Origin of the sequence: Pseudomonas fitomaticsae (assembly GCF_021018765.1) — a bacterium.
GTDB classification, from domain to species: Bacteria; Pseudomonadota; Gammaproteobacteria; order Pseudomonadales; family Pseudomonadaceae; genus Aquipseudomonas; species Aquipseudomonas fitomaticsae.
This window is the reverse complement of record NZ_CP075567.1, coordinates 1,577,890-1,604,156: the sequence shown is the minus strand read 5'-3', so window position 1 is coordinate 1,604,156 and position 26,267 is coordinate 1,577,890. Positions and strand designations below refer to the sequence as shown.

34 protein-coding genes are annotated in these 26,267 nt (G+C 61.3%); 9 read left to right on the top strand and 25 right to left on the bottom strand.

The window, feature by feature from the left end:
* The first annotated feature begins 276 nt into the window (after positions 1 to 276).
* The 6 genes from rimO (at position 277) to tsaA (ending at position 5,191) form a co-directional block, all read left to right on the top strand.
* Positions 277 to 1,614: a 30S ribosomal protein S12 methylthiotransferase RimO gene (gene rimO, locus KJY40_RS07150; RefSeq protein ID WP_007954955.1), complete on the top strand. Its 1,338-nt coding sequence runs from the start codon at positions 277 to 279 to the stop codon at positions 1,612 to 1,614.
* 112 nt (positions 1,615 to 1,726) lie between these two features.
* Positions 1,727 to 2,200, top strand: a complete 474-nt coding sequence (locus KJY40_RS07145) for a GNAT family N-acetyltransferase (protein ID WP_041475157.1) — start codon at positions 1,727 to 1,729, stop codon at positions 2,198 to 2,200.
* A gap of 83 nt (positions 2,201 to 2,283) precedes the next feature.
* Positions 2,284 to 2,994: an rRNA pseudouridine synthase gene (locus tag KJY40_RS07140; RefSeq protein WP_230735829.1), complete on the top strand. Its 711-nt coding sequence runs from the start codon at positions 2,284 to 2,286 to the stop codon at positions 2,992 to 2,994.
* A gap of 73 nt (positions 2,995 to 3,067) precedes the next feature.
* On the top strand, positions 3,068 to 3,535 hold the full coding sequence (locus KJY40_RS07135; protein ID WP_007954948.1) for a YehS family protein: 468 nt from the start codon (positions 3,068 to 3,070) through the stop codon (positions 3,533 to 3,535).
* 127 nt (positions 3,536 to 3,662) lie between these two features.
* A complete protein-coding gene (locus KJY40_RS07130; protein ID WP_230735827.1) occupies positions 3,663 to 4,433 on the top strand; it encodes an SDR family oxidoreductase in 771 nt (256 codons plus the stop codon).
* A 59-nt stretch (positions 4,434 to 4,492) separates the two neighbouring features.
* Complete coding sequence (tsaA, locus tag KJY40_RS07125) at positions 4,493 to 5,191, top strand: tRNA (N6-threonylcarbamoyladenosine(37)-N6)-methyltransferase TrmO (RefSeq protein WP_230735825.1); 699 nt, start codon at positions 4,493 to 4,495, stop codon at positions 5,189 to 5,191.
* 68 nt (positions 5,192 to 5,259) lie between these two features.
* Here the strand turns inward: tsaA and fpr are convergent, their stop codons facing one another.
* The gene (gene fpr, locus KJY40_RS07120) at positions 5,260 to 6,039 is read right to left on the bottom strand and encodes a ferredoxin-NADP reductase (protein ID WP_007908723.1); all 780 of its coding nucleotides are present in this window, start codon (positions 6,037 to 6,039) and stop codon (positions 5,260 to 5,262) included.
* 145 nt (positions 6,040 to 6,184) lie between these two features.
* Between fpr and KJY40_RS07115 the strand changes: the two genes are divergently transcribed.
* The gene (locus tag KJY40_RS07115) at positions 6,185 to 7,111 is read left to right on the top strand and encodes a LysR family transcriptional regulator (RefSeq protein WP_007954941.1); all 927 of its coding nucleotides are present in this window, start codon (positions 6,185 to 6,187) and stop codon (positions 7,109 to 7,111) included.
* Here the strand turns inward: KJY40_RS07115 and KJY40_RS07110 are convergent.
* The 3 genes from KJY40_RS07110 to KJY40_RS07100 form a co-directional block, all read right to left on the bottom strand.
* Positions 7,108 to 7,470 (bottom strand): diacylglycerol kinase, encoded by a 363-nt coding sequence (locus KJY40_RS07110; RefSeq protein ID WP_003222276.1) that lies wholly within the window; start codon positions 7,468 to 7,470, stop codon positions 7,108 to 7,110. The two genes, KJY40_RS07115 and KJY40_RS07110, sit on opposite strands and share 4 nt — an antisense overlap.
* Positions 7,471 to 7,546: 76 nt before the next feature.
* On the bottom strand, positions 7,547 to 8,197 hold the full coding sequence (gene erdR / locus KJY40_RS07105; protein WP_085647827.1) for a response regulator transcription factor ErdR: 651 nt from the start codon (positions 8,195 to 8,197) through the stop codon (positions 7,547 to 7,549).
* Positions 8,198 to 8,421: 224 nt separating this feature from the next.
* Positions 8,422 to 9,165, bottom strand: coding sequence for a tRNA-uridine aminocarboxypropyltransferase (locus tag KJY40_RS07100; protein ID WP_230735822.1), 744 nt, complete (start codon positions 9,163 to 9,165; stop codon positions 8,422 to 8,424).
* A gap of 189 nt (positions 9,166 to 9,354) precedes the next feature.
* Between KJY40_RS07100 and KJY40_RS07095 the strand changes: the two genes are divergently transcribed.
* Positions 9,355 to 9,780 (top strand): PA3611 family quorum-sensing-regulated virulence factor, encoded by a 426-nt coding sequence (locus tag KJY40_RS07095; protein ID WP_064593873.1) that lies wholly within the window; start codon positions 9,355 to 9,357, stop codon positions 9,778 to 9,780.
* Here the strand turns inward: KJY40_RS07095 and KJY40_RS07090 are convergent, their stop codons facing one another.
* The gene (locus KJY40_RS07090) at positions 9,781 to 9,975 is read right to left on the bottom strand and encodes a hypothetical protein (RefSeq protein WP_230735821.1); all 195 of its coding nucleotides are present in this window, start codon (positions 9,973 to 9,975) and stop codon (positions 9,781 to 9,783) included.
* 352 nt (positions 9,976 to 10,327) lie between these two features.
* Between KJY40_RS07090 and KJY40_RS07085 the strand changes: the two genes are divergently transcribed.
* On the top strand, positions 10,328 to 11,446 hold the full coding sequence (locus tag KJY40_RS07085; protein WP_230735819.1) for an LOG family protein: 1,119 nt from the start codon (positions 10,328 to 10,330) through the stop codon (positions 11,444 to 11,446).
* Positions 11,447 to 11,527: 81 nt separating this feature from the next.
* On the opposite strand, the gene recX is transcribed toward KJY40_RS07085, so the two are convergent.
* From recX to KJY40_RS06985, 20 genes are all read right to left on the bottom strand, one after another.
* On the bottom strand, positions 11,528 to 11,998 hold the full coding sequence (recX, locus tag KJY40_RS07080) for a recombination regulator RecX (RefSeq protein ID WP_039771298.1): 471 nt from the start codon (positions 11,996 to 11,998) through the stop codon (positions 11,528 to 11,530).
* An 8-nt stretch (positions 11,999 to 12,006) separates the two neighbouring features.
* Positions 12,007 to 13,065, bottom strand: a complete 1,059-nt coding sequence (recA, locus tag KJY40_RS07075; RefSeq protein ID WP_003222269.1) for a recombinase RecA — start codon at positions 13,063 to 13,065, stop codon at positions 12,007 to 12,009.
* An 83-nt stretch (positions 13,066 to 13,148) separates the two neighbouring features.
* Entirely contained in the window at positions 13,149 to 13,649 is a 501-nt protein-coding gene (locus KJY40_RS07070) for a CinA family protein (RefSeq protein ID WP_230735817.1), read from the bottom strand.
* A gap of 68 nt (positions 13,650 to 13,717) precedes the next feature.
* Positions 13,718 to 14,248: a lysis system i-spanin subunit Rz gene (locus tag KJY40_RS07065; protein ID WP_230735815.1), complete on the bottom strand. Its 531-nt coding sequence runs from the start codon at positions 14,246 to 14,248 to the stop codon at positions 13,718 to 13,720.
* The gene (locus KJY40_RS07060; RefSeq protein ID WP_230735813.1) at positions 14,230 to 14,793 is read right to left on the bottom strand and encodes a glycoside hydrolase family 19 protein; all 564 of its coding nucleotides are present in this window, start codon (positions 14,791 to 14,793) and stop codon (positions 14,230 to 14,232) included. Before KJY40_RS07060 ends, KJY40_RS07065 begins: the two co-directional genes overlap by 19 nt.
* A gap of 33 nt (positions 14,794 to 14,826) precedes the next feature.
* Positions 14,827 to 15,081 carry a hypothetical protein gene (locus KJY40_RS07055; RefSeq protein WP_230735811.1) on the bottom strand — a complete coding sequence of 85 codons (255 nt, stop codon included), beginning with the start codon at positions 15,079 to 15,081 and terminating at the stop codon, positions 14,827 to 14,829.
* Positions 15,081 to 16,241, bottom strand: a complete 1,161-nt coding sequence (locus tag KJY40_RS07050; RefSeq protein ID WP_230735809.1) for a glycine-rich domain-containing protein — start codon at positions 16,239 to 16,241, stop codon at positions 15,081 to 15,083. The genes KJY40_RS07055 and KJY40_RS07050 overlap by 1 nt, the downstream gene beginning before the upstream one ends.
* A gap of 18 nt (positions 16,242 to 16,259) precedes the next feature.
* On the bottom strand, positions 16,260 to 16,706 hold the full coding sequence (locus KJY40_RS07045; RefSeq protein ID WP_230735807.1) for a tail fiber assembly protein: 447 nt from the start codon (positions 16,704 to 16,706) through the stop codon (positions 16,260 to 16,262).
* On the bottom strand, positions 16,707 to 17,603 hold the full coding sequence (locus KJY40_RS07040) for a gp53-like domain-containing protein (RefSeq protein ID WP_230735806.1): 897 nt from the start codon (positions 17,601 to 17,603) through the stop codon (positions 16,707 to 16,709). It abuts the gene before it with no gap.
* Between the two features lie 40 nt (positions 17,604 to 17,643).
* The gene (locus tag KJY40_RS07035) at positions 17,644 to 18,111 is read right to left on the bottom strand and encodes a phage tail assembly chaperone (RefSeq protein ID WP_230735804.1); all 468 of its coding nucleotides are present in this window, start codon (positions 18,109 to 18,111) and stop codon (positions 17,644 to 17,646) included.
* Complete coding sequence (locus KJY40_RS07030; RefSeq protein WP_230735802.1) at positions 18,111 to 19,037, bottom strand: glycine-rich domain-containing protein; 927 nt, start codon at positions 19,035 to 19,037, stop codon at positions 18,111 to 18,113. Before KJY40_RS07030 ends, KJY40_RS07035 begins: the two co-directional genes overlap by 1 nt.
* A gap of 22 nt (positions 19,038 to 19,059) precedes the next feature.
* Positions 19,060 to 19,626 carry a tail fiber assembly protein gene (locus KJY40_RS07025; protein WP_230735801.1) on the bottom strand — a complete coding sequence of 189 codons (567 nt, stop codon included), beginning with the start codon at positions 19,624 to 19,626 and terminating at the stop codon, positions 19,060 to 19,062.
* A gap of 7 nt (positions 19,627 to 19,633) precedes the next feature.
* The gene (locus KJY40_RS07020) at positions 19,634 to 20,731 is read right to left on the bottom strand and encodes a phage tail protein (protein WP_230735799.1); all 1,098 of its coding nucleotides are present in this window, start codon (positions 20,729 to 20,731) and stop codon (positions 19,634 to 19,636) included.
* Between the two features lie 128 nt (positions 20,732 to 20,859).
* A complete protein-coding gene (locus tag KJY40_RS07015) occupies positions 20,860 to 21,375 on the bottom strand; it encodes a phage tail protein (protein WP_230735797.1) in 516 nt (171 codons plus the stop codon).
* Positions 21,372 to 22,523: a phage tail protein gene (locus KJY40_RS07010; RefSeq protein ID WP_230735795.1), complete on the bottom strand. Its 1,152-nt coding sequence runs from the start codon at positions 22,521 to 22,523 to the stop codon at positions 21,372 to 21,374. The genes KJY40_RS07015 and KJY40_RS07010 overlap by 4 nt, the downstream gene beginning before the upstream one ends.
* An 11-nt stretch (positions 22,524 to 22,534) precedes the next feature.
* A complete protein-coding gene (locus KJY40_RS07005; RefSeq protein ID WP_192563736.1) occupies positions 22,535 to 23,134 on the bottom strand; it encodes a YmfQ family protein in 600 nt (199 codons plus the stop codon).
* Positions 23,122 to 24,165 carry a baseplate J/gp47 family protein gene (locus KJY40_RS07000; protein WP_230735793.1) on the bottom strand — a complete coding sequence of 348 codons (1,044 nt, stop codon included), beginning with the start codon at positions 24,163 to 24,165 and terminating at the stop codon, positions 23,122 to 23,124. Before KJY40_RS07000 ends, KJY40_RS07005 begins: the two co-directional genes overlap by 13 nt.
* Entirely contained in the window at positions 24,155 to 24,553 is a 399-nt protein-coding gene (locus KJY40_RS06995; protein ID WP_007954906.1) for a phage GP46 family protein, read from the bottom strand. Before KJY40_RS06995 ends, KJY40_RS07000 begins: the two co-directional genes overlap by 11 nt.
* Entirely contained in the window at positions 24,553 to 25,062 is a 510-nt protein-coding gene (locus tag KJY40_RS06990; protein WP_115076756.1) for a phage baseplate assembly protein V, read from the bottom strand. Before KJY40_RS06990 ends, KJY40_RS06995 begins: the two co-directional genes overlap by 1 nt.
* Before the next feature lie 158 nt (positions 25,063 to 25,220).
* On the bottom strand, positions 25,221 to 26,264 hold the full coding sequence (locus KJY40_RS06985) for a phage baseplate assembly protein (RefSeq protein ID WP_230735790.1): 1,044 nt from the start codon (positions 26,262 to 26,264) through the stop codon (positions 25,221 to 25,223).
* Between the last annotated feature and the right edge of the window lie 3 nt (positions 26,265 to 26,267).

Genomic DNA, 26,267 nt, shown 5'->3' with positions numbered 1-26,267 from the left:
ATTCCCAGACCGGCTTCTTATATGAAGCACTATGCTTTGTGTGCAGCATGCGCGTTTTTACGCCCTGTAACAGACGTTTTCTTGACTGTAAAAATTCAGTAAAGCGCAACGGCGCGAAGCATAGCGCAGCACTCGTCGTATTTCCCTGCATAAAGCTGGTCAAGTGCGCTGCTCGCCGCTAGAATTGCGCACTTTTTGATCAGAGGCGCAGCCTAAGCGCCCGTCCGTCGGCTTTTCGCATCAGGCAAGCGACGTCACAAAACACCGAGGTTAGACATGTCCACCACTCCTGCGCCGGCCAATCCAAAGGTTGGCTTCGTTTCTCTGGGTTGCCCGAAAGCACTGGTCGACTCCGAGCGCATCCTGACCCAGCTGCGCATGGAAGGCTATGACGTGGTGTCCACCTATCAGGACGCCGACGTGGTCGTGGTCAACACCTGCGGCTTCATCGACTCGGCCAAGGCCGAATCGCTGGAAGTCATCGGTGAAGCGATCAAGGAAAACGGCAAGGTCATCGTGACCGGCTGCATGGGCGTGGAAGAAGGCAACATCCGTGACGTGCACCCGAGCGTGCTGGCCGTTACCGGTCCGCAGCAATATGAGCAAGTGGTCAACGCGGTGCACGAAGTCGTGCCGCCGAAACAGGATCACAACCCGCTGATCGACCTGGTGCCGCCGCAAGGCATCAAGCTGACCCCGCGCCACTACGCGTACCTGAAGATTTCCGAAGGCTGCAACCACAGCTGCAGCTTCTGCATCATCCCGTCGATGCGCGGCAAACTGGTCAGCCGTCCGGTCGGCGACGTGCTCGACGAAGCCCAGCGCCTGGTCAAATCCGGCGTGAAGGAACTGCTGGTGATTTCCCAGGACACCAGCGCCTACGGCGTTGACGTCAAATACCGCACCGGTTTCTGGAACGGCGCGCCGGTGAAAACCCGCATGACCGAACTGTGCGAAGCGCTTAGCACCCTCGGCGTCTGGGTCCGTCTGCACTACGTTTACCCGTACCCGCACGTCGACGAGCTGATCCCGCTGATGGCCGCCGGCAAGATCCTGCCGTACCTGGACATCCCGTTCCAGCACGCCAGCCCGAAAGTCCTGAAGTCGATGAAACGCCCGGCGTTCGAAGACAAGACCCTGGCGCGGATCAAGAACTGGCGCGAAATCTGCCCGGACCTGATCATCCGTTCGACCTTCATCGTCGGCTTCCCCGGCGAAACCGAAGAAGACTTCCAGTACCTGCTGGACTGGCTGACCGAAGCCCAGCTCGACCGCGTCGGCTGCTTCCAGTACTCGCCGGTCGAAGGCGCACCGGCCAATGACCTGAACCTCGACATCGTCCCGGACGACGTCAAGCAGGATCGTTGGGAACGCTTCATGGCGCACCAGCAGGCCATCAGCTCGGCGCGCCTGCAAATGCGCATCGGCCGTGAAATCGAAGTGCTGGTGGACGAGGTCGACGAGCAAGGCGCAGTCGGTCGCTGCTTCTTCGATGCCCCGGAAATCGACGGCAACGTGTTCATCGACAACGGCAGCAACCTCAAGCCGGGCGACAAGGTCTGGTGCAAGGTGACCGACGCCGACGAATACGACCTCTGGGCCGAACAGATCTAAGCGCGAAAAATACAGAAAGCCCCGCTCTCTTTTACGAGATGCGGGGCTTTTTTACGGCTATCGTTTGGGGTGGGAAGGACTCCCCTCATTCATGACAAAGAGGCTATCGGGCATGCGTCACCACTCGGTCATCCACACGCCGAAACTCAGCGATTATCAGGAACTGACCCGGGTCTGGGAGGCCTCGGTCCGCGCAACTCATGATTTCCTGCCGGAATCCTACATCGAGCTGCTGAAGAATCTGGTGCTGACCCGCTACCTCGATGCGGTGATGCTGATCTGCACCCGGGACAGCCATCAGCGCATCACCGGGTTCGCCGGGGTCGCGGCGGGCAAGATCGAAATGCTGTTCATCGACCCGGCCCATCGCGGTCAGGGTCTTGGCAAGAAACTGCTGAAGTACGCGATGGAACACCTGAACGCCGACGAACTGGACGTCAACGAACAGAACCCGCAGGCCCTGGGGTTTTACTTCAAGCAAGGGTTCGAGGTGATCGGCCGCTCGGAAGTCGATGGCATGGGCCAGCCGTATCCGCTGTTGCACATGCGTCTGAAACAACCGGAGCAGCGCGCGGTACGCGGCTAAAAGCCACACGGCGCAAATGCAATCGGGCTTAACCGGCCCCAGGCAGGTACAATGCCCACCCCTTTTTTGTTACGGCCCCTGTCATGACTGACCCGATTCGCCTCTCCAAACGTCTCATCGAGCTGGTCGGTTGCTCCCGCCGGGAGGCCGAGCTGTTCATCGAGGGCGGCTGGGTCACCGTGGACGGCGAAGTCATCGATGAGCCGCAATTCAAGGTCGGCGACCAGAAAGTCGAGCTCGACAAGGACGCCAAGGCCACCGTGCCGGAGCCGGTGACCCTCCTGCTCAACGTGCCGGCCGGCATGGATGTCGACAGCGCCATGCAGTCGCTCAACGCCGACACCCTCAGTGAAGAACATCGCTACGGCAAGCGTCCGCTGCGCGGGCACTTCCTGCGCCTGACCGCCAGCGCCGACCTGCAACCCAAGGCCAGCGGCCTGCTGGTGTTCACCCAGGACTGGAAGGTGTTGCGCAAACTCACCGCCGACGCGGCCAAGATCGAGCAGGAATACGTGGTCGAAGTCGAAGGCGACATGGTTGCCCACGGCCTCAACCGCCTGCAGCACGGCCTCACCCACAAGGGCAAGGAGCTGCCGCCGGTCAAGGCCAGCTGGCAGAACGAAAACCGCCTGCGCTTCGCCATGAAAAACCCGCAGCCGGGGATCATCGCCCAGTTCTGCGAAGCGGTCGGCCTGAAAGTCATCGGCATTCGTCGCATCCGCATCGGCGGCGTATCCATCGGCAAGGTGCCGGTCGGCCAATGGCGCTACCTGTCCGGCAAAGAGAAATTCTAAGGCTCGCAAGCCACCCTACATTTCCGGCCTCGCGCCCGCGCGATGCCCACAGCGAACAATCAGGATTGCACACATGGTTCACAACGACGTTCTGCGCAGCGTGCGCTACATGCTCGACATCAGCGACAAGAAAGTGGTCGAGATCATCAAACTCGGCGGCCTGGACGTCACGCTTGCCGATGTCGTGACGTACCTCGACAAGAAAGAAGAAGACGAAGAAGGCTTCGTGCGCTGCCCGGACGAAGTCATCGCGCACTTCCTCGACGGTCTGGTGATCTTCAAGCGCGGCAAGGACGAAAGCCGTCCGCCGCTGCCGATCGAACTGCCGGTGACCAACAACATCATCCTGAAAAAACTGCGCGTGGCCTTCGAACTGAAGGAAGACGACATGCACGCGATCCTCAAGGCAGCCGAATTCCCGGTATCCAAGCCTGAGCTGAGCGCGCTGTTCCGCAAGGTCGGTCACACCAACTACCGTCCGTGCGGCGACCAGTTGCTGCGCAACTTCCTCAAGGGCCTGACCCTGCGCGTTCGCGGTTGACCCATTCGATCACGGCGACTTCGGTCGCCGTTTTCATGCATGCCCCTCCATTCCTTCCAAAAATAGTGGCTCCGCTTTTCGCGGCCGGCGACTAGGGTGTACTGAACCCTAGCCCTCAGGATTCGCCATGCACCCGTATTTCTCCCTGCAAGGCCGCACCGCCCTGGTGACCGGCGGCACCCGTGGTATCGGCAAAATGATCGCCAAGGCCTTTGTCGAGGCCGGCGCCCGCGTGTACGTCTGCTCCCGTGACGCGGAAGCCTGTCATCAAACCGCTGAAGAACTCAGTGCTCTGGGCACTTGTCTGGGCGTAGCGGCGAATCTGGCGACGGAAGAAGGCGTGAAAGAACTGGCCGCTCGGTTGGGCGAAGAGATCACTCATCTGGACATTCTGGTGAACAACGCCGGCACCACCTGGGGCGCGCCGCTGGAGAGCTACCCGGTCAAGGGCTGGGAGAAAGTCATGCAGCTCAACGTGACCTCGGTGTTCAGTTGCATCCAGCAATTTCTGCCATTGTTGCGCAAATCCGGGTCGGCGGCCAATCCGGCGCGGATCATCAATATCGGCTCGGTGGCAGGGATTTCCTCGTTCGGTGAACAGGCCTATGCCTACGGGCCAAGCAAGGCTGCCCTGCATCAACTGTCGCGAATTCTCGCCCGGGAACTGGTGAGCCAGCACATCAACGTCAACGTTATCGCGCCGGGGCGTTTCCCGAGCAAGATGACCCAGCATATCGGCAGTGATCAGCAGGCACTGGCTGAAGACACCGCGCTGATCCCGATGAAACGCTGGGGCCGTGAGGAAGAGATGGCGGCGCTGGCGATCAGCCTGGCCAGTACCGCCGGGGCGTACATGACAGGGAATATCATTCCGCTGGATGGCGGGTTCAGTCTGTAGACCGGCGATGCGCCCGGACGGGTTATCATGCCCGCCCTGCTCCGCTTCGAATGCAAACCATGAATTACAGCGTCTCCCCCATCGGCTTCGTCCGCTCCTGCTTCAAGGAGAAGTTCGCCATCCCGCGCCAGCCGCAACTGGCCCCCGCCGCCCGTGGCGTGCTGGAACTGGTGGCGCCGTTCGATCAGGGCGATGCGGTGCAAGGATTGGAGCAGGTCAGCCATATCTGGCTGCTGTTCCTGTTCCATCAGGCGCTGGAAGAAAAGCCGCGACTGAAGGTCCGCCCTCCCCGCCTGGGCGGCAACAAGTCCATGGGCGTGTTCGCCACCCGCGCCACCCACCGGCCGAACGGCATCGGCCAGTCGGTGGTGAAGCTGGACAGGGTCGAGGCCCATCGCCTGTTCATCTCCGGCATCGACTTGCTGGACGGCACGCCGATTCTCGACATCAAACCCTACGTGCCTTACGCCGATATCATCGCTGACGCCTCCAACAGCATCGCCAGTGCCGCGCCGCAACTGATCAACGTGCAGTGGACGGATGCGGCGCTGCAACAGGCGCACACGCACGCTCAGCGCCTGGCCGAGCCGCTGGTCGAATTGATCGAGCAGTGCCTGGCCCAGGATCCGCGTCCGGCCTATCAGACGCCCGCGCCAGAGCGCGAATACGGCGCGCAGTTCTGGGATCTGGACGTGCGCTGGCATTACCCGACGCCCGAGCAGATTCGCGTGCTGGAAGTGATTCCCGCCGCTGACTGAACCCCAGGAACGAAAAAGCCCGCGCTGCCTTCTCAGGCAACGCGGGCTTTTCTGTCGGCATCGTCGGATTATTTCTCGACGAATGCGCGCTCGATCAGGTAATCACCCGGCTCGCGCATACGCGCCGAGATCTTCAGGCCGAAGCTGTCGAGCACTTCACTGGTCTCGTCGAGCATGCTCGGGCTGCCGCAGATCATCGCGCGGTCGTCCTGCGGGTTGATCGGTGGCAGGCCGATGTCGCTGAACAGCTTGCCGCTGCGCATCAGGTCGGTCAGACGGCCCTGATTCTCGAACGGCTCGCGGGTCACGGTCGGGTAGTAGATCAGCTTGTCACGCAGCGCTTCGCCGAAGAACTCGTTCTGCGGCAGGTGCTCGGTGATGAATTCGCGGTAGGCGACTTCGTTGACGTAGCGAACACCGTGAACCAGGATCACTTTCTCGAAGCGCTCGTAGGTTTCCGGGTCCTGGATCACGCTCATGAACGGCGCCAGACCGGTACCGGTGCTCAGCAGGTACAGGTGCTTGCCCGGGTTCAGGTCGTCCAGCACCAGGGTGCCGGTCGGTTTTTTCGAAATGATGATCTCGTCGCCTTCCTTCAGGTGCTGCAGCTGGGAGGTCAGCGGACCGTCCTGCACCTTGATGCTGAAGAACTCGAGATGCTCTTCCCAGTTCGGGCTGGCGATCGAGTAAGCGCGCATAAGCGGGCGGCCGTTTGGCTGTTGCAGGCCGATCATCACGAACTGACCGTTCTCGAAGCGCAGGCCCGGATCGCGGGTGCACTTGAAGCTGAACAGAGTGTCGTTCCAGTGATGAACACTGAGGACACGCTCGTGGTTCATGTTGCTCATGTACGTGGGACTCCTGGATATTGGTCTGCGCCGTTTCTGCGCGGCTCTGAAGAATGCCGACGGTGCGCAATTGCATCGCATTCTAATAGCGCCGACAATATCTGTTAACTGGATTATTAAGATAAGGGTTATCGGTTATATCGATATGCGATTTACTCTTCGTCAACTGCAAGTCTTCGTCGCTGTCGCCCAGCAGGAGAGCGTGTCCCGTGCAGCGGGTCTGCTCAACCTGTCGCAATCGGCCGCCAGCACTTCCATCACCGAACTGGAGCGCCAGTCCAGCTGCCAGCTGTTCGATCGCGCCGGCAAACGCCTGAGCCTCAACGCCCTCGGCAAACAGTTGTTGCCGCAAGCGGTGGCCATGCTCGATCAGGCCAAGGAAATCGAAGACCTGCTCAACGGCAAATCCGGTTTCGGCTCACTGTCGGTGGGCGCGACCCTGACCATCGGCAATTACCTGGCGACCCTGCTGATCGGCGGTTTCATGCAGCGCCACCCCGAAAGCCAGGTGAAGCTGCATGTGCAGAACACTGCCAATATCGTGCAACAAGTGGCTCACTACGAAATTGATCTGGGTCTAATCGAAGGCGACTGCAGCCACCCGGACATCGAGGTGCAGAGCTGGGTCGAGGATGAACTGGTGGTGTTCTGCGCCCCGCAACACCCCTTGGCCAAACGCGGCAGCGCGACCATGGAAGAGTTGACGCACGAAGCGTGGATTTTGCGGGAACAGGGTTCGGGGACGCGCCTGACCTTCGATCAGGCGATGCGGCATCACCGCAGTGCGCTGAACATCCGGCTGGAGCTGGAACACACAGAAGCGATCAAGCGCGCAGTGGAATCAGGTCTGGGGATTGGCTGCATCTCGCGTCTGGCCCTGCGTGACGCCTTCCGCCGTGGCAGCCTGGTGCCGGTGGAGACACCGGATCTGGATCTGGCGCGGCAATTCTATTTCATCTGGCACAAGCAGAAGTACCAGACCTCCGCCATGCGCGAATTCCTCGACCTGTGCCGCGCCTTCACCGCCGGGGTGCAGCGCAGCGACGAGATCGTTCTGCCGAGCATCGCTTAAAGCAGAATCACCGCCCACACCAGAGCGATCATGCTCAGGGCCACGAATTGCGCGGCGCTGCCCATGTCCTTGGCGTTCTTGGACAGCGGGTGCAACTCCAGCGAGATGCGGTCAATCGCCGCCTCCACCGCCGAATTCAACAGCTCGACGATCAGTGCCAGCAGGCACACGGCGATCAGCAACGCCTGCTCGACCCGGCTGACATTCAGGAAAAACGTCAGCGGAATCAGCACCACGTTGAGCAGCACCAGTTGGCGGAAAGCCGCTTCGCCGGTGAAGGCGGCGCGCAAGCCGTCCAGCGAGTAACCGGAAGCGTTGAGGATGCGTTTCAGGCCCGTCTGGCCCTTGAAAGGTGACATAAAGTAGATAACCGACCGAAAGGAAGTGGGGGAAGCTAGATCAACGAAAGTCAAAAAATCGTGAAGACGCCAGTGCTTACTGGCTCGGAATTGACTCAAGTTGTTGCAGCAGTAAAGCTGCCTGGGTCCGGGTCCGCACGTTCAACTTGCGAAAAATCGCCGTGACGTGGGCCTTGATGGTCGCTTCGGACACGCTCAGCTCGTAGGCGATCTGCTTGTTCAGCAAACCTTCGCAGACCATGGTCAACACGCGGAACTGCTGCGGTGTCAGGCTCGCAAGGCCATCGCTGGCGGCTTTGGCTTCATCCGAAACGCTGACCGCTTCGAACGCCTGAGGCGGCCAGAACACATCGCCGTCCAGCACTTTGCGCACCGCTTCCTGAATCACGCTCAGGTCGCTGGACTTGGGAATGAAACCACTGGCGCCGAACTCCCGGGATTTGACCATTACCGAAGCTTCTTCCTGGGCCGAAACCATCACCACCGGAATCTGCGGGTATTGACCGCGCAACATCACCAGCCCGGAAAACCCGAAAGCGCCCGGCATGTTCAGGTCCAGCAGCACCAGATCCCAGTCGGCCTTTTCGGTCAGGCGGGCTTCCAGCTCGGCGATGCTCGCCACCTCCACCATGCGTACATCCGGGCCAAGGCCCATCGTCACCGCTTGGTGCAGTGCGCTACGAAAGAGAGGGTGATCATCGGCAATCAGGATGTCGTATGTGGCCATTTTTCAAATGATCCTGTTTTTGATGGCGGGCCCGCGCATTCGGACCTCGCCAAAGCAAATCCAGACACCGCCCGGCAGCGGCATCCACAGGGGCACGTTCAACGCCAATCACGAACAAAAACGGCGTTTCAAATCTTGGCCGCACCCCAATCGGCGCCAAGCATGACCAGCGAAGCCGGGGTGGTCAAGCCGCACGGCCACTGCTTTAGCAGTATGGGCCAGGATCAGGCCGGTACTGGCGCCGCGTTTCGGATATAGGGCAGCAATTCAGCGTGGGCCGGCGTCGACACATTGACGTCCAGTTGCTGCTTGGCCCCCAGGTAATGCTGGCTGAACACATCGAAATAGGCATCCAGCGCCGACGCCGCGTCCGAATCGCCGGCCAGTTCCAGGCACAGCGCCGCCACTTCGGCGGTGCACAGGTGCTCGCTGCGGGTCGAGCGGCGCAGGCGATAGCGCGACAGTTTGTCGGGCAACAGGCTCAGAATCGGCAATCGGTCGAAATACGGGCTCTTGCGGAAAATCTTCCGGGCTTCGGTCCAGGTCGCGTCCAGCAGGATGAACAGCGGACGCTTGCTGCTATCCAGATCCACGGTGCTGGTCACCCGCGAAGGTTCGACGTACTCACCGGGGAACACCAGATACGGCTGCCACTGCGGGTCGTTCAGCAGCGCCAGCAGTTGTTCGTCGGGCTCTGTCCGCGACCAGATGAAGGCATGGTTGTCGCGCACGATGTCAGCGATCAGCCAGCCGGTATTGCTGGGTTTGAACACTTCCTTGCCGGTCATGATCAGGCAAACACCCGAACGCGTATCGACGGTTGGCCGCCAGGCACACAGGCAATGGCTGATGATCACCCGGCAATCGCGGCAACGCGGGGAGCGAAAACCACGGGCCTGGATCGGCTTGATGCCTTCGTCCTCGCGCTGATCGCGCAGGCGGGCCACGGCGTTGGGGGCATGATTCATCGCAGGCAGCACCGGCAGACAGGGAAACTCGACACGAACGACACTCGGCAGGGCAATAAAGGCCGGCAGTTTACCAGAGCGATGGGCACAAGCCTGTACCCTCCCGACCGGCTCCCCTATAATTCGCCGCCACTGAACGCACAGTCACGTGGCTGGTCGAACCACCAGTCACTGAACCAGGAGAGTTTCATGCTGCGCCTTATCGTTCCCACCGCTGCCATTCTGCTGGCCTCGTCCTTCAGCGCTCAGGCTGCATCCCTGAGTGAGCAGAATCTGAACCGAGAGCTGCGCAATGTCGCCGCACAAAGCAGCGTCGGCACGCCACGGGCGATCAACGAAGACATTCTTGATCAGGGCTACACCGTCGAAGGCACCACGCTGGTCAATCACCTGAGCGTGCAAAAGAGCCACGCCGACAAAATGCGCGCCGATCCCAAAGCCGTGTATTTCCAGCTGGGCGCCTCGGTCTGCAACAACCCGTCGTACCGCAAGCTGATGGCCAAAGGCGCGATCATGCGTTACGACTTCACCGAAGTGAAAAGCAACAAGGCGATCGGCTCCGCCAGCTACCAGGAATCGGATTGCCCGAAAGCGGCTCCAGCGAAGAAGAAGTAATCAACGCGACATAGCGCGCCGCTGTTCATCCTCGGCGCGCAGTTCGGCCAGCAAGGCCTGCAAGTAGCGCGAGCGGCGATCTCCTCCCGCCAGGCGTCGGCAGCACTCCTCTTCGAGACTCACATGGTTGGTCTCGGCCGATGCTTTCAACAACCGATACAGCTGCGTATCGATCTCCAGAATGACTCTGGTCATGTGTCCCGCCTCCTTGCCACCCGCAAATCCTTGAATAGCGTGCACCTTGCGTACGGTCGTTGACGCAAAGTTGTCGTACGGCGCCTTTAACTTAGTAAATCAGAGCATTCAGCGCTCGACGCAGCATCGGACGAGCGGTGAAAACACTTCGCAAAACGGCAATAAGCAGTTGCCAGGAAAGAGTTTGCGGCGCAATGCTCAATGAGCGAGAAATGCATTGAGGGTCTAGATTCAACGTATTCCCGATCCTTTATTAACGGCAGGAAAGGAGCTGCCGGCTGTTTGTTTTCTTGCAGCGCGGCACTGACGCCGCACGTCAGGGCCGAAAGCTCTGTGCAGAAGGAGAAGTTGCATGCCTTACCAACCGAATGACCTGCTCAGCCGTCATTTTCAGGAAAGCGGCCACGACCTCATCAGCAAGGTCGAAGAACAACTCAACCTGGTGTCACCCAACAGTCCGAATTCCCCCATCTACCGCGACATGATCCTGACCGTGCTGCGCATGGCCCAGGAAGACCATAACCGCTGGAACGCCAAGATCACCCTGCAAGCCCTGCGCGAACTGGAGCAGGCGTTTCGCACCCTTGAACAGTTCAAGGGGCGACGCAAGGTCACGGTGTTCGGCTCGGCCCGTACACCGGTCGAACATCCCCTTTACGCCATGGCTCGGGAACTCGGGGCCTCGCTGGCCCGCTCGAACATGATGGTCATTACCGGTGCCGGCGGCGGAATCATGGCCGCGGCTCATGAAGGGGCCGGTCGCGATCACAGCCTCGGATTCAACATCACCCTGCCCTTCGAACAACATGCCAACCCCACCGTGGACGGCACCAATAACCTGCTGCCGTTCCATTTCTTCTTCACCCGCAAGCTGTTCTTCGTCAAGGAAGCCGATGCGCTGGTGTTGTGCCCGGGCGGGTTCGGCACCCTGGATGAAGCACTCGAAGTGCTCACGTTGATCCAGACCGGCAAAAGCCCGCTGGTGCCGGTGGTACTGCTCGACGCACCGGGCGGGACCTTCTGGCAAGGCGCGCTGGACTTCATCCGCCAGCAACTGGAGGAAAACCGCTACATCCTGCCGACCGACCTGAAGCTGATGCGCCTGGTCTACAACGTTGAAGAGGCGGTGGAGCAGATCAACCAGTTCTACGGCAACTTCCACTCCAGCCGGTGGCTCAAGCGCCAGTTTGTCATCCGCATGAACCACAAGCTGAGCGATCAGGCCCTGGACCATATGCAGGAAGCGTTTGCCGATCTGTGCCTGAGCGACCACTTCCATCAACACGCCTACGCCGGCGAAGAACACGACGAGGCCCAATTCAGCCACCTGACTCGTCTGGCATTCGCCTTCAATGCCCGGGATCACGGACGTCTGCGGGAACTGGTGGACTACATCAACCTGCCGGAAAACTGGGCCCACTCAAAACCCCAAACCGCGCAACGCACCCGCGAACCGTCGAAGGTAACGTGAAGGCAAAAAAAAACGGCCCGCTATCGTAATAGCGGGCCGTTTTTTATTTTTTAGATGAAGCTGAGCTGAAGCTGGAGCGATTTAATCGTCCATCCCTCTGCCGCTGAACAAGCGGTTGATCATCTCCATCGAGAATCCCCGGTACGCCAGGAATCGACCTTGTCTGGCGCGTTCCTTGGCATCGCCGGGAAGCTGTCCGGAGAACTTCCGTTGCCACGTATCCGTTAGCTGCTCCTGCCAGTTGATACCGCTCTCGCGCAAGGCGAGTTCGATATCGGCGCGTTGCAAACCGCGCTGGCTCAGTTCTTCGCGAATCCGCAGTGGGCCGTAACCGGAGCGGGCGCGATAGGAAACAAAGCTTTCAAGATAACGGGCTTCGGAAAGCAGCCCTTCTTCCGTCAAACGGTCGAGGGCTGTTTCGATCATCTCGGGGGGAGCGCCCCGCTGACGCAGTTTGCGCGTCAGCTCGACTCGACCATGCTCGCGACGTGCGAGCAGGTCCATGGCGGTTCGCCGCACCGCGACGAGGGTATCGAGTACGGCGGTTGTCATCGGTGCAATCAGATATCAGCGTCAGCCAGGTCGTCTTCGGTCTCTTTGACCGCAGAAGCCTTGGAGTCGGCGATCACTGCTGGCGACAGCAGTTTGTCACGCAGTTGCTTCTCGAGCTTGGCCGCGACTTCCGGGTTGTCCGCCAGGAACTTGGCCGAGTTGGCCTTGCCCTGACCGATCTTGGTGCCTTCGTAGGCATACCAGGCGCCGGACTTCTCGACGAAACCGTGCAGCACGCCCAGGTCGATCATCTCGCCGTTCAGGTAGATGCCCTTGCCGTAGAGAATCTGGAACTCGGCCTGACGGAACGGCGAAGCCACCTTGTTCTTCACAACCTTGACACGGGTTTCGCTGCCGACCACTTCGTCGCCTTCCTTCACCGCGCCGGTACGGCGGATGTCGAGACGAACCGAGGCGTAGAACTTCAGCGCGTTACCACCGGTGGTGGTTTCCGGGCTACCGAACATCACACCGATCTTCATCCGAATCTGGTTGATGAAGATCACCAGGCAGTTGGCGTTCTTGATGTTACCGGTGATTTTACGCAGCGCCTGGGACATCAGACGGGCTTGCAGGCCCACGTGCATGTCACCCATTTCGCCTTCGATTTCAGCCTTTGGCACCAGAGCGGCCACGGAGTCGACGATGATCACGTCAACGGCGTTGGAGCGCACCAGCATGTCGGTGATTTCCAGGGCCTGTTCGCCGGTGTCCGGCTGGGAAACCAGCAGGTCGTCGACATTGACGCCCAGCTTGCCGGCGTATTCAGGGTCGAGGGCGTGTTCGGCGTCGACGAAGGCGCAGGTCGCACCGGCTTTTTGAGCCTGGGCGATCACGGACAGCGTCAGTGTGGTTTTACCGGAAGATTCAGGACCGTAGATTTCAACGATACGGCCTTTTGGCAGGCCGCCGATGCCGAGTGCGATGTCCAGACCCAGAGAGCCGGTGGAAATGGCCGGGATCGCCTGACGGTCCTGATCGCCCATACGCATTACGGCACCCTTGCCGAATTGACGTTCGATCTGACCCAGGGCCGCAGCCAAGGCTTTCTTCTTGTTGTCGTCCATTAAAGTCCTCACGTAATCAATAAGGCCTGACGGCCAACACCTGTATAAGTAGCCAGTATTATTCCACAGCGTTCACGGATCGCCTACCCCTGATTTTCGATTTCTCGTGCCGCTAGTCGCAGCAAGCCCTCTAGCGCGGCCTTCACCGTTTGTCGGCGGACTTCGTCGCGGTTGCCGGGGAAGTGCTGGACCTCGCTGGAAACCTGGTCGCCCACACCCCACGCCAGCCAGACGGTGCCCACCGGTTTGTTCGGCGAACCGCCGTCCGGCCCGGCCACACCGCTCACCGCCACGGCAAACCGCGCCAGGCTTTTGTCCTGGGCGCCACGCACCATGGCTTCGACCACCTCGCGACTGACCGCGCCCACGGTGCCGAACAGCTCCGCCGGCACATTCAGCTGCTGGGTTTTCTGGCGGTTGGAGTAGGTCACGTAACCCGCTTCGAACCACGCCGAACTTCCCGGAATGCGGGTGATGGCTTCGGCAATCCCGCCACCGGTACAGGACTCAGCCGTAGTGACGTGAGCGTTAAGCAATTGCAGACGTCGGCCAAGTTCGGCCGCCAGTTGGGTGATTTCTTTCACGGCGCGCTCCGGATCGGATGGAATGGGTACCACCGTACACGAGCCGGTTGCGCTTTCAATACACAAGCTTATTCAAAATGTGCAGGCGCCAGCGCTCTGATATAGGCCTGACAGGCCTGCAAGGCGATCAGTCCACGGTCGCCTTCGCCGGTGATGGCGACAATTCGTCGAGCATGCGCCGGGTCAAGTCGGGCGCGTACGGCTGCATGATCCACGCCGCCGGTGCCGGAGGCGGCTGGCACACCGCAGCCTTGGGCAGCGTCGCCTGCGTCGATGAGGACTGACAGGCGCAGATCAGCAGTGGCAAGGCGATCGCGCAGGCGATCCTGATCACGTTGGGCATCGTTCAGTGCTCGGTAGTGGGTTTGTTCACTGGCCGTGAGCCGTTGCTCCAGGGCCAGGCGTTTGTCCTGCTCGGCCTGCTGCGCGGTGGCGGCCGTCAGGGTCAGTTGATTGAGGGCTTCGGCATGCAGCCGCGCCTGTTCGGCCAGTTGGCGACCATAGCGCCAGTCCTGGAACTTCCAGGCCAGCGCCGCCGAACCTGCGGCCAGCAGCACCAGGCCAATCAGCCGCCAGACGCTCAGGCCGAAGGCAGGCATAGCACCGCCCTCGCCCGCCCCCAGAGTTCCAGACGATCCTGCAAGCCGTTCAACCCGCCGTTGATCCGCCGGGTGATGCTGTTGAACTGATCCTGATCCGCCAGCGCGTTCAGGCCGTTCTGCGCCCAGAACCAGGCGGCGGACTCGGCCGCCCATTGCGGTTGTTCCAGCAGTTCCGGCAGCGCCAGCAAGCGCTCGTCACCGAACAGCCCGAGGCTGCACTGGCGATAGTTGGCGCGGCCGGTAATCTGGATCAGCCCGCGCCCGCGATACTTCTGCCCGTCGCCATCGGCCTCCGGCGTGTTGCCCAATCGCAGGGCCAGCGTACCGGTGTCGTATTTGCTCAGGTACTGGTTGTTGCCCAGCTCACGTACGTACTGCAATTGCCCCGACTCATGTCCGATCTGGGCGAGAAACGCGGCCACGCGTTTAGGTGTGTCGATGCGATGGCGTGCCATGGCATCGTTGAGTGCAGAAACAAAAACGCCCGCTTGGCGGCGGGCGTTGGGCATGATGTTGAGTAGGTTGTCTTCAGTAATTTGCATAATGCTCGGTCCTCCCTGGATGCTCCGATTGAATCACGGTTGGCGACCGATACCGGTCAGCCATTTCTTTGCCAGGGTTTTCAGGGCTCCCTCCGGGGCACTTTCTTCCGGCGACGAAAACACCCAGCCAAGGGTGCCGAAGTTTGCCGACCAGTCGATTTGCGGCGCGGGCGTGACGTCGGTGATGTCAACCCAGAGCAGATCCGGATGAAACATCTCGACCATATTTCCATCGGTCGAGAACAGCTCGACCACCGTGTTTTCAACAACGCGTGCGTAGGTTTTCATCAGGCGTACTCGTAAATGATCACGACGCCTCGCGCGCCAGCGCCTCCGGGGCGGGCTGCCTGGTTGTTCGCGTTAGCGATACCACCCCCTCCGGAACCGTATCCGGAGCCCGGTGCTGCCAGAGCATTGGCCGCGCTGCTGCCATACCCTCCACTTCCCAATGGTGAATTGCCACCGTGCCCCGCAAGCACCGATCCATTGAGGCAAATGCCCGGGCTGCCTGCGGCTCCCGCCATATTGACTATATTGCCGCCCGATGGTGCGAGACTTGGATAGCCGCCCGTATACAAGCCGAACGAGGGCAGCGGCAACGCCGGGAACCCTGGCGATCCACCTCCACCGGTAGCAGAAACCAACGAACCGAAGGAACTGGTTCCCCCACCTCCGCCTCCCTCCGCGACGGCTCCACCGGCTCCGCCGCTACCTACCGTGATCGTCTGACTGCTGCCAATCGCTGCGGACGCAAGCCACGCTTCAGCGTAACCACCCGAAGCACCACCACCCGCCATGGAAATCTGATTGGAACCGGTCGCCGGAATCCCTGCACTGCCGCCGCCGCCACCGATGACCTTGACCCACGCATTTTTCATCCCGACGCTGGGCACGTAGACGCCAGAAGCGGCAAAGGTGCGCACACCCAACAATCGGCCAGTGGTGGCATTGCCACCGCTGGCATACACCAGCAACCAACTGTCCAGCGCTGCGCTGAACACCACCGAGCACACACTGCCACCGACAATTTCGGCAGGTCGCAACGCACTCTGTGCCAGACTCAAAAGCGGTTTGGGCAGAAGACCATTCGGCGCAAAGGTACTCGCTCCGGTATTGGCATTGCCTGCCATGAAGCGCAGCGCCAGCCCGTCCTTCAACGTCGTGATGGCCGGCACGTAGTTGGCCATGTAGAGATTGGCAGCGCCGATATCCGCGGCGTGTTTATCTTCACCGGCCTGGCTTATCTTTTTGATTGCCAGGAGCAACTGCGTCGCATCGTTTTCGCTCGGCTCAAGGCCCGCAGACTTGACGACATTCAACAACTCATCGGTTACTCCGTTGCCCCAGGTGGCGGGAATCAACGATCCCGGCAATCCACCGACGACGTCTTCATTGACGAACTTGCCGTTCACCAGCCCGATGCCGGGAACGCTTTTCGGGTAATCCATTTCCGTTTCCTTTATCTGCTAGAGCGCCGAAGCCAACCAGCGCGGCGCTACCGGACGATGCTCGCTGAACGGGAAAAACGAGGCCTGGGGCCAGTCGCGCAGCGCTCGCCGAAACGTTTGCAGTTCGGCGTATTGCTCGGTGGTCAGCGTGGTGCCGCCGCCGTCCTCCAGCTCATCGCGATCACGGGCCACCAGGCCGTCGGTCGCGGCCAGTTGCGCCGTGCGCCAATGGCGTTCGATATCGGCTGCTTCTTCGGGACTCGGTGGCGGCGGATCCACCAGAATCGGAAACCCGTTGCCGTTATTGACGCCAATCACCTTTGGCGAGACGGCCAATTGCTGCAACAGAGAGATCCAGTACGCCTGAGGAATTTCGATCACGTCCTCGGGAATGTCCGAGGTGTTGATACCGGGTACATAAACGGCCCGGGTACCTGCGCTGAACAACACATTGAACGGGTTCATTCAGTAGCCCTTTGCAAAATAATTGATACCCCAGTTTGCCGAAACGGCCCCGTTATAACTGCGGACCTTCAAGCGGCAACCGGTTCTGCTTTCCGATCCCGCGTACTGAACGACCATGGCTCCATCGCCGCCCGAATGGATGGCGACAATCGATGAAAAGGCAGTCGGGAATGCGATCGGAAAGGTCACATAGACATCGCCATTGGCATCGGTCGTCCCGACTCCCCATTGATCGATGTTGCCGCTGGGAAAGCGCTGGTAACCGACATTGCCGTAGACGCCGGAATGGGCCGACGCATACCGGTCACTGACCGAGCCGCCGTACAGGCGCCACTGTCCGGTCAACTTGACCAGTTGCGCTGAATCACCGAGGCCAAGCTTGAGTGCACCAAAGGTGCCGTTGCAGGTTTCGATGGCTTCATTACCGGTGGGACTGATTGTCAGAACGCCAGTGCCGGCGTTGAGGATATGCAGGGTCCCGGCATGAGGGATATTGGCAACAGAAGGCAGGGTCGCCGTGATCGGCGTGGCACTGGAAAAACTCGCCACGCCGCCCACGCTGGCCGCTGTCAAAGTCGTGCTCGTCGCATAGGAGGCGAAACCGGAAAACTGCAGACCGCTGCGACTCACGAATCCGGTGGTGGCCACCGACTGGCTGTTGTCGAACTGCGGCGCGGTAGCAAACAGCTTGTTGCTGCGCAATGCCGTCAGCACTTGATCGGTTCGAGTCTCGGACGGGGTGAGGCCTGCGGTCTGGATGACCGTCAGCAGTTCCTGAGTGATCCCGTTGCCCCAGCTGGCCGGGATCAGAGATCCCGGCTTGCCGGTGACCGGGTCTTCATCGACAAACTTGCCGTTCACCAGACCTGCGCTGGGAACACTATTGGGGTAGTCCACGGTTTATCTCCTTATCTGAATACATGGATTGGTGAGGGCCTCAGCCAATGTCCGCGACCAGCCACTGCGGCGCCGAGGGCCGCAAAACGGAAGACGGAAAGGCGCCTGCACCCGGCCAGTCGCGCAATGTCTGGCGGTACTCAAGCAGCTCCAGATAGTGCTGGGCCTTGAGCGTTGTGCCGCGCCCCAACTCCTGCTCATCGCGGTGGCGGGTGACCAGCCATTCGGTGTCCGAGAGAGCGGAATGACGCCAGGTGCGCTCTGCTGCCGGAGGCTCGTTGTCCTCGACTACAAGGGCCTTGGCGACAACGCGACTTTGCGGTGCGCGCGAAGGCTCGATAACAGAAGCCGCCTCAGCCATCGGCGCACCGATTTCGACGTCGACACCTTCGGGCACCTGCACCATCGCCGCGACGAAAGCAGGCGCAAACAGTTGCTCGATCGCGTAGTCACCGGTGTCGATCACTTCGACCGCGACACCGTTTTCAATGCGTGCATACATGACCATTACGCGTACTCCCAGATTTCACAGAAAGCGTTGCCGCCGGCACCGCTCAGAAACGACACAGACGTGTTGTTGGAGCAGGTACCTCCACCTCCGGAACCACGAACCCCCGCATAGCCATTGCCGTTGATACCGGTGGACGACGCGCCGCCATCAAACGGGCTGGCCCCTCCGGTACCGGAAAGCACGCCCCAATTGTTGTTGAACATCGCGAAACCGCCGCTCATGCCGCGGGCGTTGGTCAGATTGCCGCCTGTGACCACCTGACCACCGGAGCCGCCCTGGACGAAGCCGTTCGCCGTCGGTCCCACGGCGACAGCCAGAATCTGTCCGCCAGCGCCGCCGGCTGCACTCATCAAAGAGCCGAACGAGGCGCCGCCCCCCGCCAAGCCAGCCACAGTGCGGGACGCGCCACCAGCGCCCAGCGTGACAGGCACGCCGGCGAGCATGTCCGTTGTCACGTCGTACAGACCTTCCGCATAGGCACCGGCGCCACCGCCTCCGCCAATTCGCAGAGTGCTCACCTCGACAGGTGCACATCCCCCCCCGGAACCTCCCGCGCCGACCAGCCGGACGCGAATCCTTTTCGCATTGGGGTTGGGGCGGTAAACCGTGATCCCTACCGTCTCGATCTGCCTGACCGCCAACAACCGTCCCACCGCATCGGTGATGCCGTAGCCCGCCAGCGTGGTCGGGGTGTTCTTCAATTTGGTGAAGTCGACGAGAGCGCCAATGGCCGTTGCCAACTGATTGGTTTTGCTCTCGTCCGGCGTGAGTCCGGCCGCCTTGATGGCGTTGAGAATTTCTTGCGTGACGCTGTTACCCCAGGCGGCGGGGATCAATGATCCGGGCGTGCCGGCAACCGGGTTTTCATCGACAAAACCGCCATTGACCAGGCCGACGCCGGGGATGCTGTTTGGATAATCCATTGCACGGTTCCCTGTGCTGCAGTCAGTTGGTTACGCTTGCGCCGGGCACTGCCGGCCAGGTGACTTCGCTGGGGAAACCGGCCTGTTTTTCGATGCGATTTAGCTCCACGCTATAGAGCTTCCATTCGAGCAATTGCAGTTGCTCTTCGTGGCTGGCATCGCCGATGTCTTCGGCGTATTGCAGAGGGGCGATGCGCAGGACGGCGTCGCGAAGCAGGGCATCACGTCGAACAAGTGCGAGGCGTTTGAGATCTGCCAGTTTTGCTGCCTCATCGAGCTGCCAGGCGTTATCGACCCACGCGTGAAAGCCACCCGGCCAAGGCAGGCGGGTGAACCCTTGTGGCAACTCACCCAGCGCAGTCCAGGTTTCACGCTGTCCTGTATCCGTGCGAAAAACATCGCCGCGACAATCGACCCGCTGTTGCAGGGATCCGTTGTCATATGCCCAGGCGAACCCCTCGGGTGCCGGGGACAGTTCGAGGTTCAGCGTGACGGCATTGCTCGGCAGTTGCAGGCCGATCCCCGGCACGAGCGGAAACTCCACAGGCCCGGTCAGCGCACCGCTGTCGTCTATCAGGTAATTGAACATGTGCACCTCAGATCAGTTTGATACGCGCAGGCAAGGCGATGTTTCGCGGTCGGGTTTCGCCCGAAAAGTTGCCGATGTTGCCGATGTACGTATCGGAGTCGAATGCGGGGTTGGGATAGGTTGTCGCCACGGTTGTGGTGGTCGGTGAAAAGTTGACGTTGGTGCCAACGTCCCAGACGCCATCCGGAATCCCCGGGGCCGGCTTGTAGTTGGCTCCCGTGCCTGTCGGCAGATAGTGGTTATGGCTCTGCAAAGAGTGCGATTGCAGGCTACCGGCCGTGCGCCCGGGATCGATGTTTCTTCCTTCACTGAGTACCCGCAGAAACTCGCCGCGAATCTCGGGAATCCGGAAGTTCGTGGCGCCGTCACCACTGGTCCAGCCGCCCTCCATGCCCGCTCGGGCCGCTTCGGTCGTCAACGCTCCGGATGTACGGGCGAAATCCCACAGCCAAGGCCATTCGGAACGCTTGAACAGATCACCGTTCGGAACGCCGTAGCCTCCCGGATTGAGGGTCGTGGAGGTTTCAAAAAACGGCCGGCCCAAAGCGCTGTTGTCACAGCGACCGACCGGCCACCAGCTACCTGCTCCGTCACTGCGCAGATGCCACCAGTCACCGTTGCCCATCAGTACCAGGAAGGGATACCCACTGGCGGAAAGGTGCGTGTGAAAACGAATCCTGTCGGTGTCGGACGCCTGGACAACGAGCCGATTACCGCTGTTGTCCACACGGCGCACGATCACATCGCGCACACCCAGCGCAACGCCGGCCGGTGGCAATGTCACCGTCATGGACGCGGGGCTGCTGTCGATCAAGACCAGTCCCAGTTCTGGCGCCGTCAGCGCCTTGGAAGCCGCCAGCCCGGTGACCACCGAACGCATCGGACTGGCGTTGCCGACAATCGACTGGATTGCTTTGAGCAGTTGTCCTGTATCGGATTCGGAGGCGGTCAACCCACCCGCACTGATCACACTCAGAATCTCTTGTGTAACGCTGTTGCCCCACACCGCCGGAATCAACGAACCGGGCGTTCCCGCCACCGGGTTTTCATCGACGAAGCGGCCATCGACCAGTCCGACGCTGGGGACACTTTTTGGGTAATCCATGGGTGCTCGTTCCTCTGTAATGACAAATGAAATGTGGCCGCGCGTAAGCTTTCGCCACGACGCCAACGTTTCTGTTCCTGAAAACAAAAAGCCCACAACAAAGTGGGCTTGGGTTAAGCGGGTCGCGATTACGAGGCCGGGTTGGCCGTCAGTTGACGAATGGCCTGCAGCGCCTCATCGGCGGCAGCTCGGGCCTGATCCATCTGACCTTTGCCTGCGCAAGCACGAATCTGGGTCTTGGCCTTCAGGCGCAAGGTGCGCAGGGTCAGCAGGCTGTCGCTGAGCTGGGCGGCCTTGTCGAGAATCTGCTCGGCGGATTGTTTCGCCGAACGGCCCTTGGCAACCCAGGCGGCGACGGACAGCGGCACTTCCTTTTTCGGGTAACCGGCGTCCTGAAAGGCTTGAGCGTCGATGGCAGCCTGGGCGTATTCCAGGGCTTTGAGCGGGTCGCCGGCCAATGCGGTGCGCGCGCTGTCGGCGGCGGCATCGACATTGGCGCAAAGGCGTTCGGTTTCCTGCTGGTCCAGCAGCGCGACCTTCTCGGCATTGACGACCCACTGCTCACCGTCCCAATCATGAGCAGCGGAAGGCTGTGCAAGACGCAAGCCGTCCTCGAACTGATGCAGTTCTTGAATGATGATCATCGGATCAGCTCCCAGGCTAAATTGACATTCACGGCAGCGGTAAAGTTGATCGCAATACCGTTGGAATAGTCGGTCTGAGCGAAACTCTTGAGCCCCATGCTGAACAGCAATTCGTCACTGGCCGCGGTGCCCGCGCCCAGTGTGTGTTCGGCCTGATAGACCTGCCACAGCGAGCGCAATTCGGCGTGGTCAAAACTGGCGGTCAATGTCGAAACAGTGGTGTCGCTGACCACGTTACTGGAGAAGATCAACGCGGCCGCGCCTGCCGTAGACCAACCGTCCCAGTTGTTGGAGGTGGCGACCGTCGGGTTCAGGTAGCAGTAGTTGCCCCCCAACCAGCCTCCCGGTGCAAACGACACACTGGTGATGCCTGTCGGGTGCGGAGTCGGGTTGCCCACCACCAGACGCGCCGCCCGCGCGTGAGGATCGAGCGGCAGATAGACCACACCATTGCCATTGACGACTTGCGTCCAGCTCAACCGGTTGCGGTTGTAGATCGGCCTGACAATCGGCACCGATCCCGGTCCTGCGGTCACCACCCACGCCAGACAGATGTCCAGCGGCGTGGACTGAAAACCACCACCTGCCGCTCCGTTCACGGTTCCCTTCAAGCCCTCCGGAGCAGCGTCGTAAATCGTCCCGCGCTGCATGTAAAACGTCAGCGCACCACCCACCACCTGAGCCCGCAGAAAGTAACCCGAACTCGGCAACAGATCGGCGCTGCTCCAGGCCTGAGTGGTGAACGTGCGCGAACGTCCCAACTGCCCCGCCAGCACTTCCTGACCGATGCTGACGTAAACACCCGCCGGCACCGACACTCGCCCGCCACTGGTCGATGCGGCGGCCGGTGTAATCGGCATGCGGGCATCCGTCGTGGCCACGGTCGGCAATGGCAACGCTGCCAGCGGCAACGCCAGATCCTGATTCCAGCCCTTGGCCGAAACGCTCTGAATCGCCTGGAGCAACTGATCGTATTTCTTCTCGTCCGGGGTCAGATCCCCGGCCTTGATCACATTGATGATTTCTTGCGTAACGCCGTTGCCCCAGTCAGCGGGGATCAGCGACCCCGGCGTCCCGGTCAGCGGGTTCTCATCGATAAACTTCCCATTCACCAGACCGGCGCTGGGCACACTCTTCGGATAATCCATTGCGTCAGTCCCTAGTCATAGTTGATGTGCACCTTGGTATGCGCCGGCGCCGCCCGATGGATCAGGCATTCCAGCGCCGAGCCGGGATTCACGCCAAAGCGCTCGCCCCAATAACTCGCGCCATAACGCCGGCCAAGCAACAGCCGGCCACCGGTGTTGAGCGTCCACATGAACTGCGCTTCCCAGGTGCCCCAATGCGCTGCGCCGAAACGCGAACGGCCCATGCGCGGGGCTTCGAGTTCGGTGATGGTGGCGTTGGGATAACCCTGGCTTTTGGCGATGTCCAGGTAATAACCGACGGCCTGGCTGCCGACCGCCAGCAAGCGGCGGCGCACGGCGAGGCGGCGGTCGTCGAACAGCGGCGTGGCGCCGAGGCACGGGTCGGGCAGGTTCATCACCTGCTCCCAGTCCGGCACCAGTTCGCTGACGCCGGCCGGGTCCATTTCGTTGAGCAGGTCGGCGGCGCGAGCGTCGAGGCGCGCCAGTTCGACGGCGACGCCTTGCAGCACTTCCTCGAGTTCCGGCACGCGTTCCGGATCCCACGCCGGGCCGCTCGGCAGCAAGGCGCGCAGTTGCGCCTGGTATTGCGCGGCGGTTCTTATGGCAGCCATACGCAACCCCCGAAGGTGAGCAGTTCGCTGTCACCCGCGGCCACGTTCTCCACCGGGGCCGACAGTACGTGGTCAGTCTCGCCCGCCGCGCTGCTGATCGCTTCGCGGATATGGCTGATCAACAGATCTTCGCCCAGGTCGGCTTCGCGGTTGTGCAGGTCGCGCAGTTGGGTTTCGACGGCGGCGCGCACGGCGGTGGTGTCGGGGGTCAGCTTCAGTTGATAGGTCACCGGTTTCTGCACCGGCGGACGTACATGCACTTCGGCGGTCACCGGGCGCAACGGCTCGATATAGGCCTGCACTTCGGCCAGTTGATCGGCATTCGGCACCGGTTGCGGATCGTCGTCGCGCATGATGTACACGCCGACGGTACCCGGCCCGAGGAAGCCGCCACGGCACCACGCGCGGGTCACACCCGGCACTTCCAGCGCCCAGGTTTCATAGTCGCTGGCCGAACCACCGTGGGGGATGACGCGATAGGAACGGATCACCCGCGAGCGCAGCGACTCCAGGCTTTCCCGCGCCACACCGCCGTTGAGTCCCGGCGCCAGCACTACAAAACTGTTGCTGACCACACCGGTGATCGGCTGCACCGGCGTCAACGCCAGCCCGGCATCGGCGTTGCCCAGACTGCCGGCATCCAGCGCGGCGATGCTGGTGCTGTTGACGCCATTGACGGTGGTGCGGGAGGCGGTGACTTTGAAGGTGCGACCGTCACTCGATTGCAGCAACGTATCGGCGTCCAGCACCGCGCCCGCCGTGGCGTTGAAGCTGACCGTGCCGGTGGCGACCTGCGCCGGTTTGCGCGGCTGGTTCAGGCGCAGCGCGGCGATGCGCTCCAGGGTCGACTCATCGGCGGTGTCGGGCAGGATCTGCTCGGCAATCCAGTCGAGGTAGCCGTAAAGACCATAGGCAGCGCCGCCGAGTGTGCGGGCCAGGACTTGCGCATCGGACTGGCGCAGCGAATCGCCGGCCAGGTCGCTTTGGGTGCGCTTGATCAGCACCGGCAGCGAAGGGGTTTCAAACGGCATAGATCACCTGCCAACTGTTATCGGGGTTGATGTCCAGGCGTTCGCCGTCGGCCAGGGTCAGGACCGTGCGCAGGTTCAGGCGCTGGGCGTCGAGGCGTTCGCTGATGATGTCGATGGCGCTGCAATGGCCGTCGTCGATCAGCCATTGCAAGGCTTCGCGGGCATAGAACTCGGCGTCCATCTGGGTCTGGCGGGTCAGCTTGACCCGGCGCAACAGCCACAGCCGCGAGCCGATACGATCGTCAGCCACGGTGGGAAAGGTGTCGCCCCACCAGCCGAAACGTTCCTCGTCGTCGAGGGCATCGTCGTCGGCAGCGCGGCGCCAGGTGAACAGGCTGATCAGCACCGCACGGGTCAGCGCGGCGTGGAGGTTCTGACTGAAAAGCATCATTGACCTCCCGCCGGCGCGCCGGTCTGGCCACTGCCCGCCTGCACGCCAACGTGCACGTGCTTGATCTGGCTGATGCCGCCGGCAACCTGGTCGCCTTTGGATACGATCTTGCCGGTCTGGTTGATCACCGGCGTCTCGAAGTTCACGGCGGTGCTGGCGCGAATGTTCAGCGTGGCGGTTTCGATGTCGATGATCCGCCCGCGCTTGAAGTGAATTTTGTCGCCCTCGTCGGTGTAGATCGCCACCTCGCCGGCCGCCAGCGATTGCAGGCGGTAACGGCGGTCGGCGACCACCAGGGCGATGGCGTGAGAACGGTCGCCGCCGAGAAACGTGACGACGCCTTCGGCACCGGCCAGCGGATGGCTGGTGAAGCCGTAGGGTTCGAAGTGCTCCAGGTCGTCGTTCACTTCACCGGCGGTGAGGCGCATTTGCAGCGATTGCAGCTTGGATGCCGAATTGGCGAGCACGACAGTGCCGCGCGCCAGCAGGCGTGTCAGTAGGCTCATGAATTGTCCTCAGGACTTTGCCAACACAAAACCTGTGGGAGCGGGCTTGCCCGCGATGGCGGTGTGTCAGGCAAAGTAGTGTTTGCGGTAACCACCGCTTTCGCGGGCAAGCCCGCTCCCACAGGGTCAGGTGATGCCAGTCAGATTCAGCGTCAGGCTCAGGTTTTTTTCGGGGGCGTCGGGTCAGGATCGAAGGTATGCGGCGGTGCCACTTGCAGCGTGGTCACCGAGCCTTGCGCCGACAGCGAGTACGTCACTTTGGAGATCAGCATGTCGCCATCGAAGCCGAGCACCGGATCCTTGACCTTCACCAGCGTGTTGTGGCGCCACAGATCGCCGTTGGACTGGCGCCAGCCCTGCACCTGATAAGTGGTGGTCAGCGCCCGGCCCATGCGCGTGGCACTTTCCCACTGGGCCCGTTGCTGGGCCAGTTCGAACGTCAGTTGCGAGCCTTCGTTGATGATCGTCGTGCGTCGGCGCTTGAAGCTCAGGTCGGTCGCGCTGGATTCAACCTCGCTGACCGCCGCCCCGCTCTTCTTGTCGTTGCCCTTTTGCTGGCCGATCACCCGGTATTCGGAGAACACCTGGCTGTGATCCATCGGCGCATTGGCCGAGAGAATGTTCTTGCCCAGCTCCAGCGCATCGCTGGCGCGGCCACCGCTGCCCGGTTTGGCCAGCACCAGCCGGCCTTCGGCGTCATCGGTGGAAAACACCCGGTACAGCGAGAGCAGACGGTCGATCGACTGAAACACCGTTTCACCCGGAACGATCGTGTGTTTGCTCAGGCGTGCGGTCTCGGGAATCTCGTTGACCACAAACTGCGAGTATTCCCCGGCCAGGGCCTGGACGATGTTCAACAGCGGCTGCTCCTGCCATTGGCCGGGGATGTTTCGCGCCGCACAATCGACCAGATCCTGGGTCTTGGAACTACCTTCGATGCTCAGGCTGATCTGCCGCCCGTCATAGCTGATCGGGGCCTTGAACACATAACCGGTGAGCACCAGATCCTTGCCGATCCGCACTTCGCACGGGTCGCCGGCCTTGATCCGCTGATCCACGGTCTGCCCCGGCCATTGCCAGGTGATGTCGAGTTTGAAGGTGCGGAACTGACGCTCCAGGTCCGCGGTGATCTGCACGCTTTTCCAGCCGCCGTACTCCATGTTGTCGACGGTCAGCGTGACGCGGTTGTCAGTCTCGTTCATGGC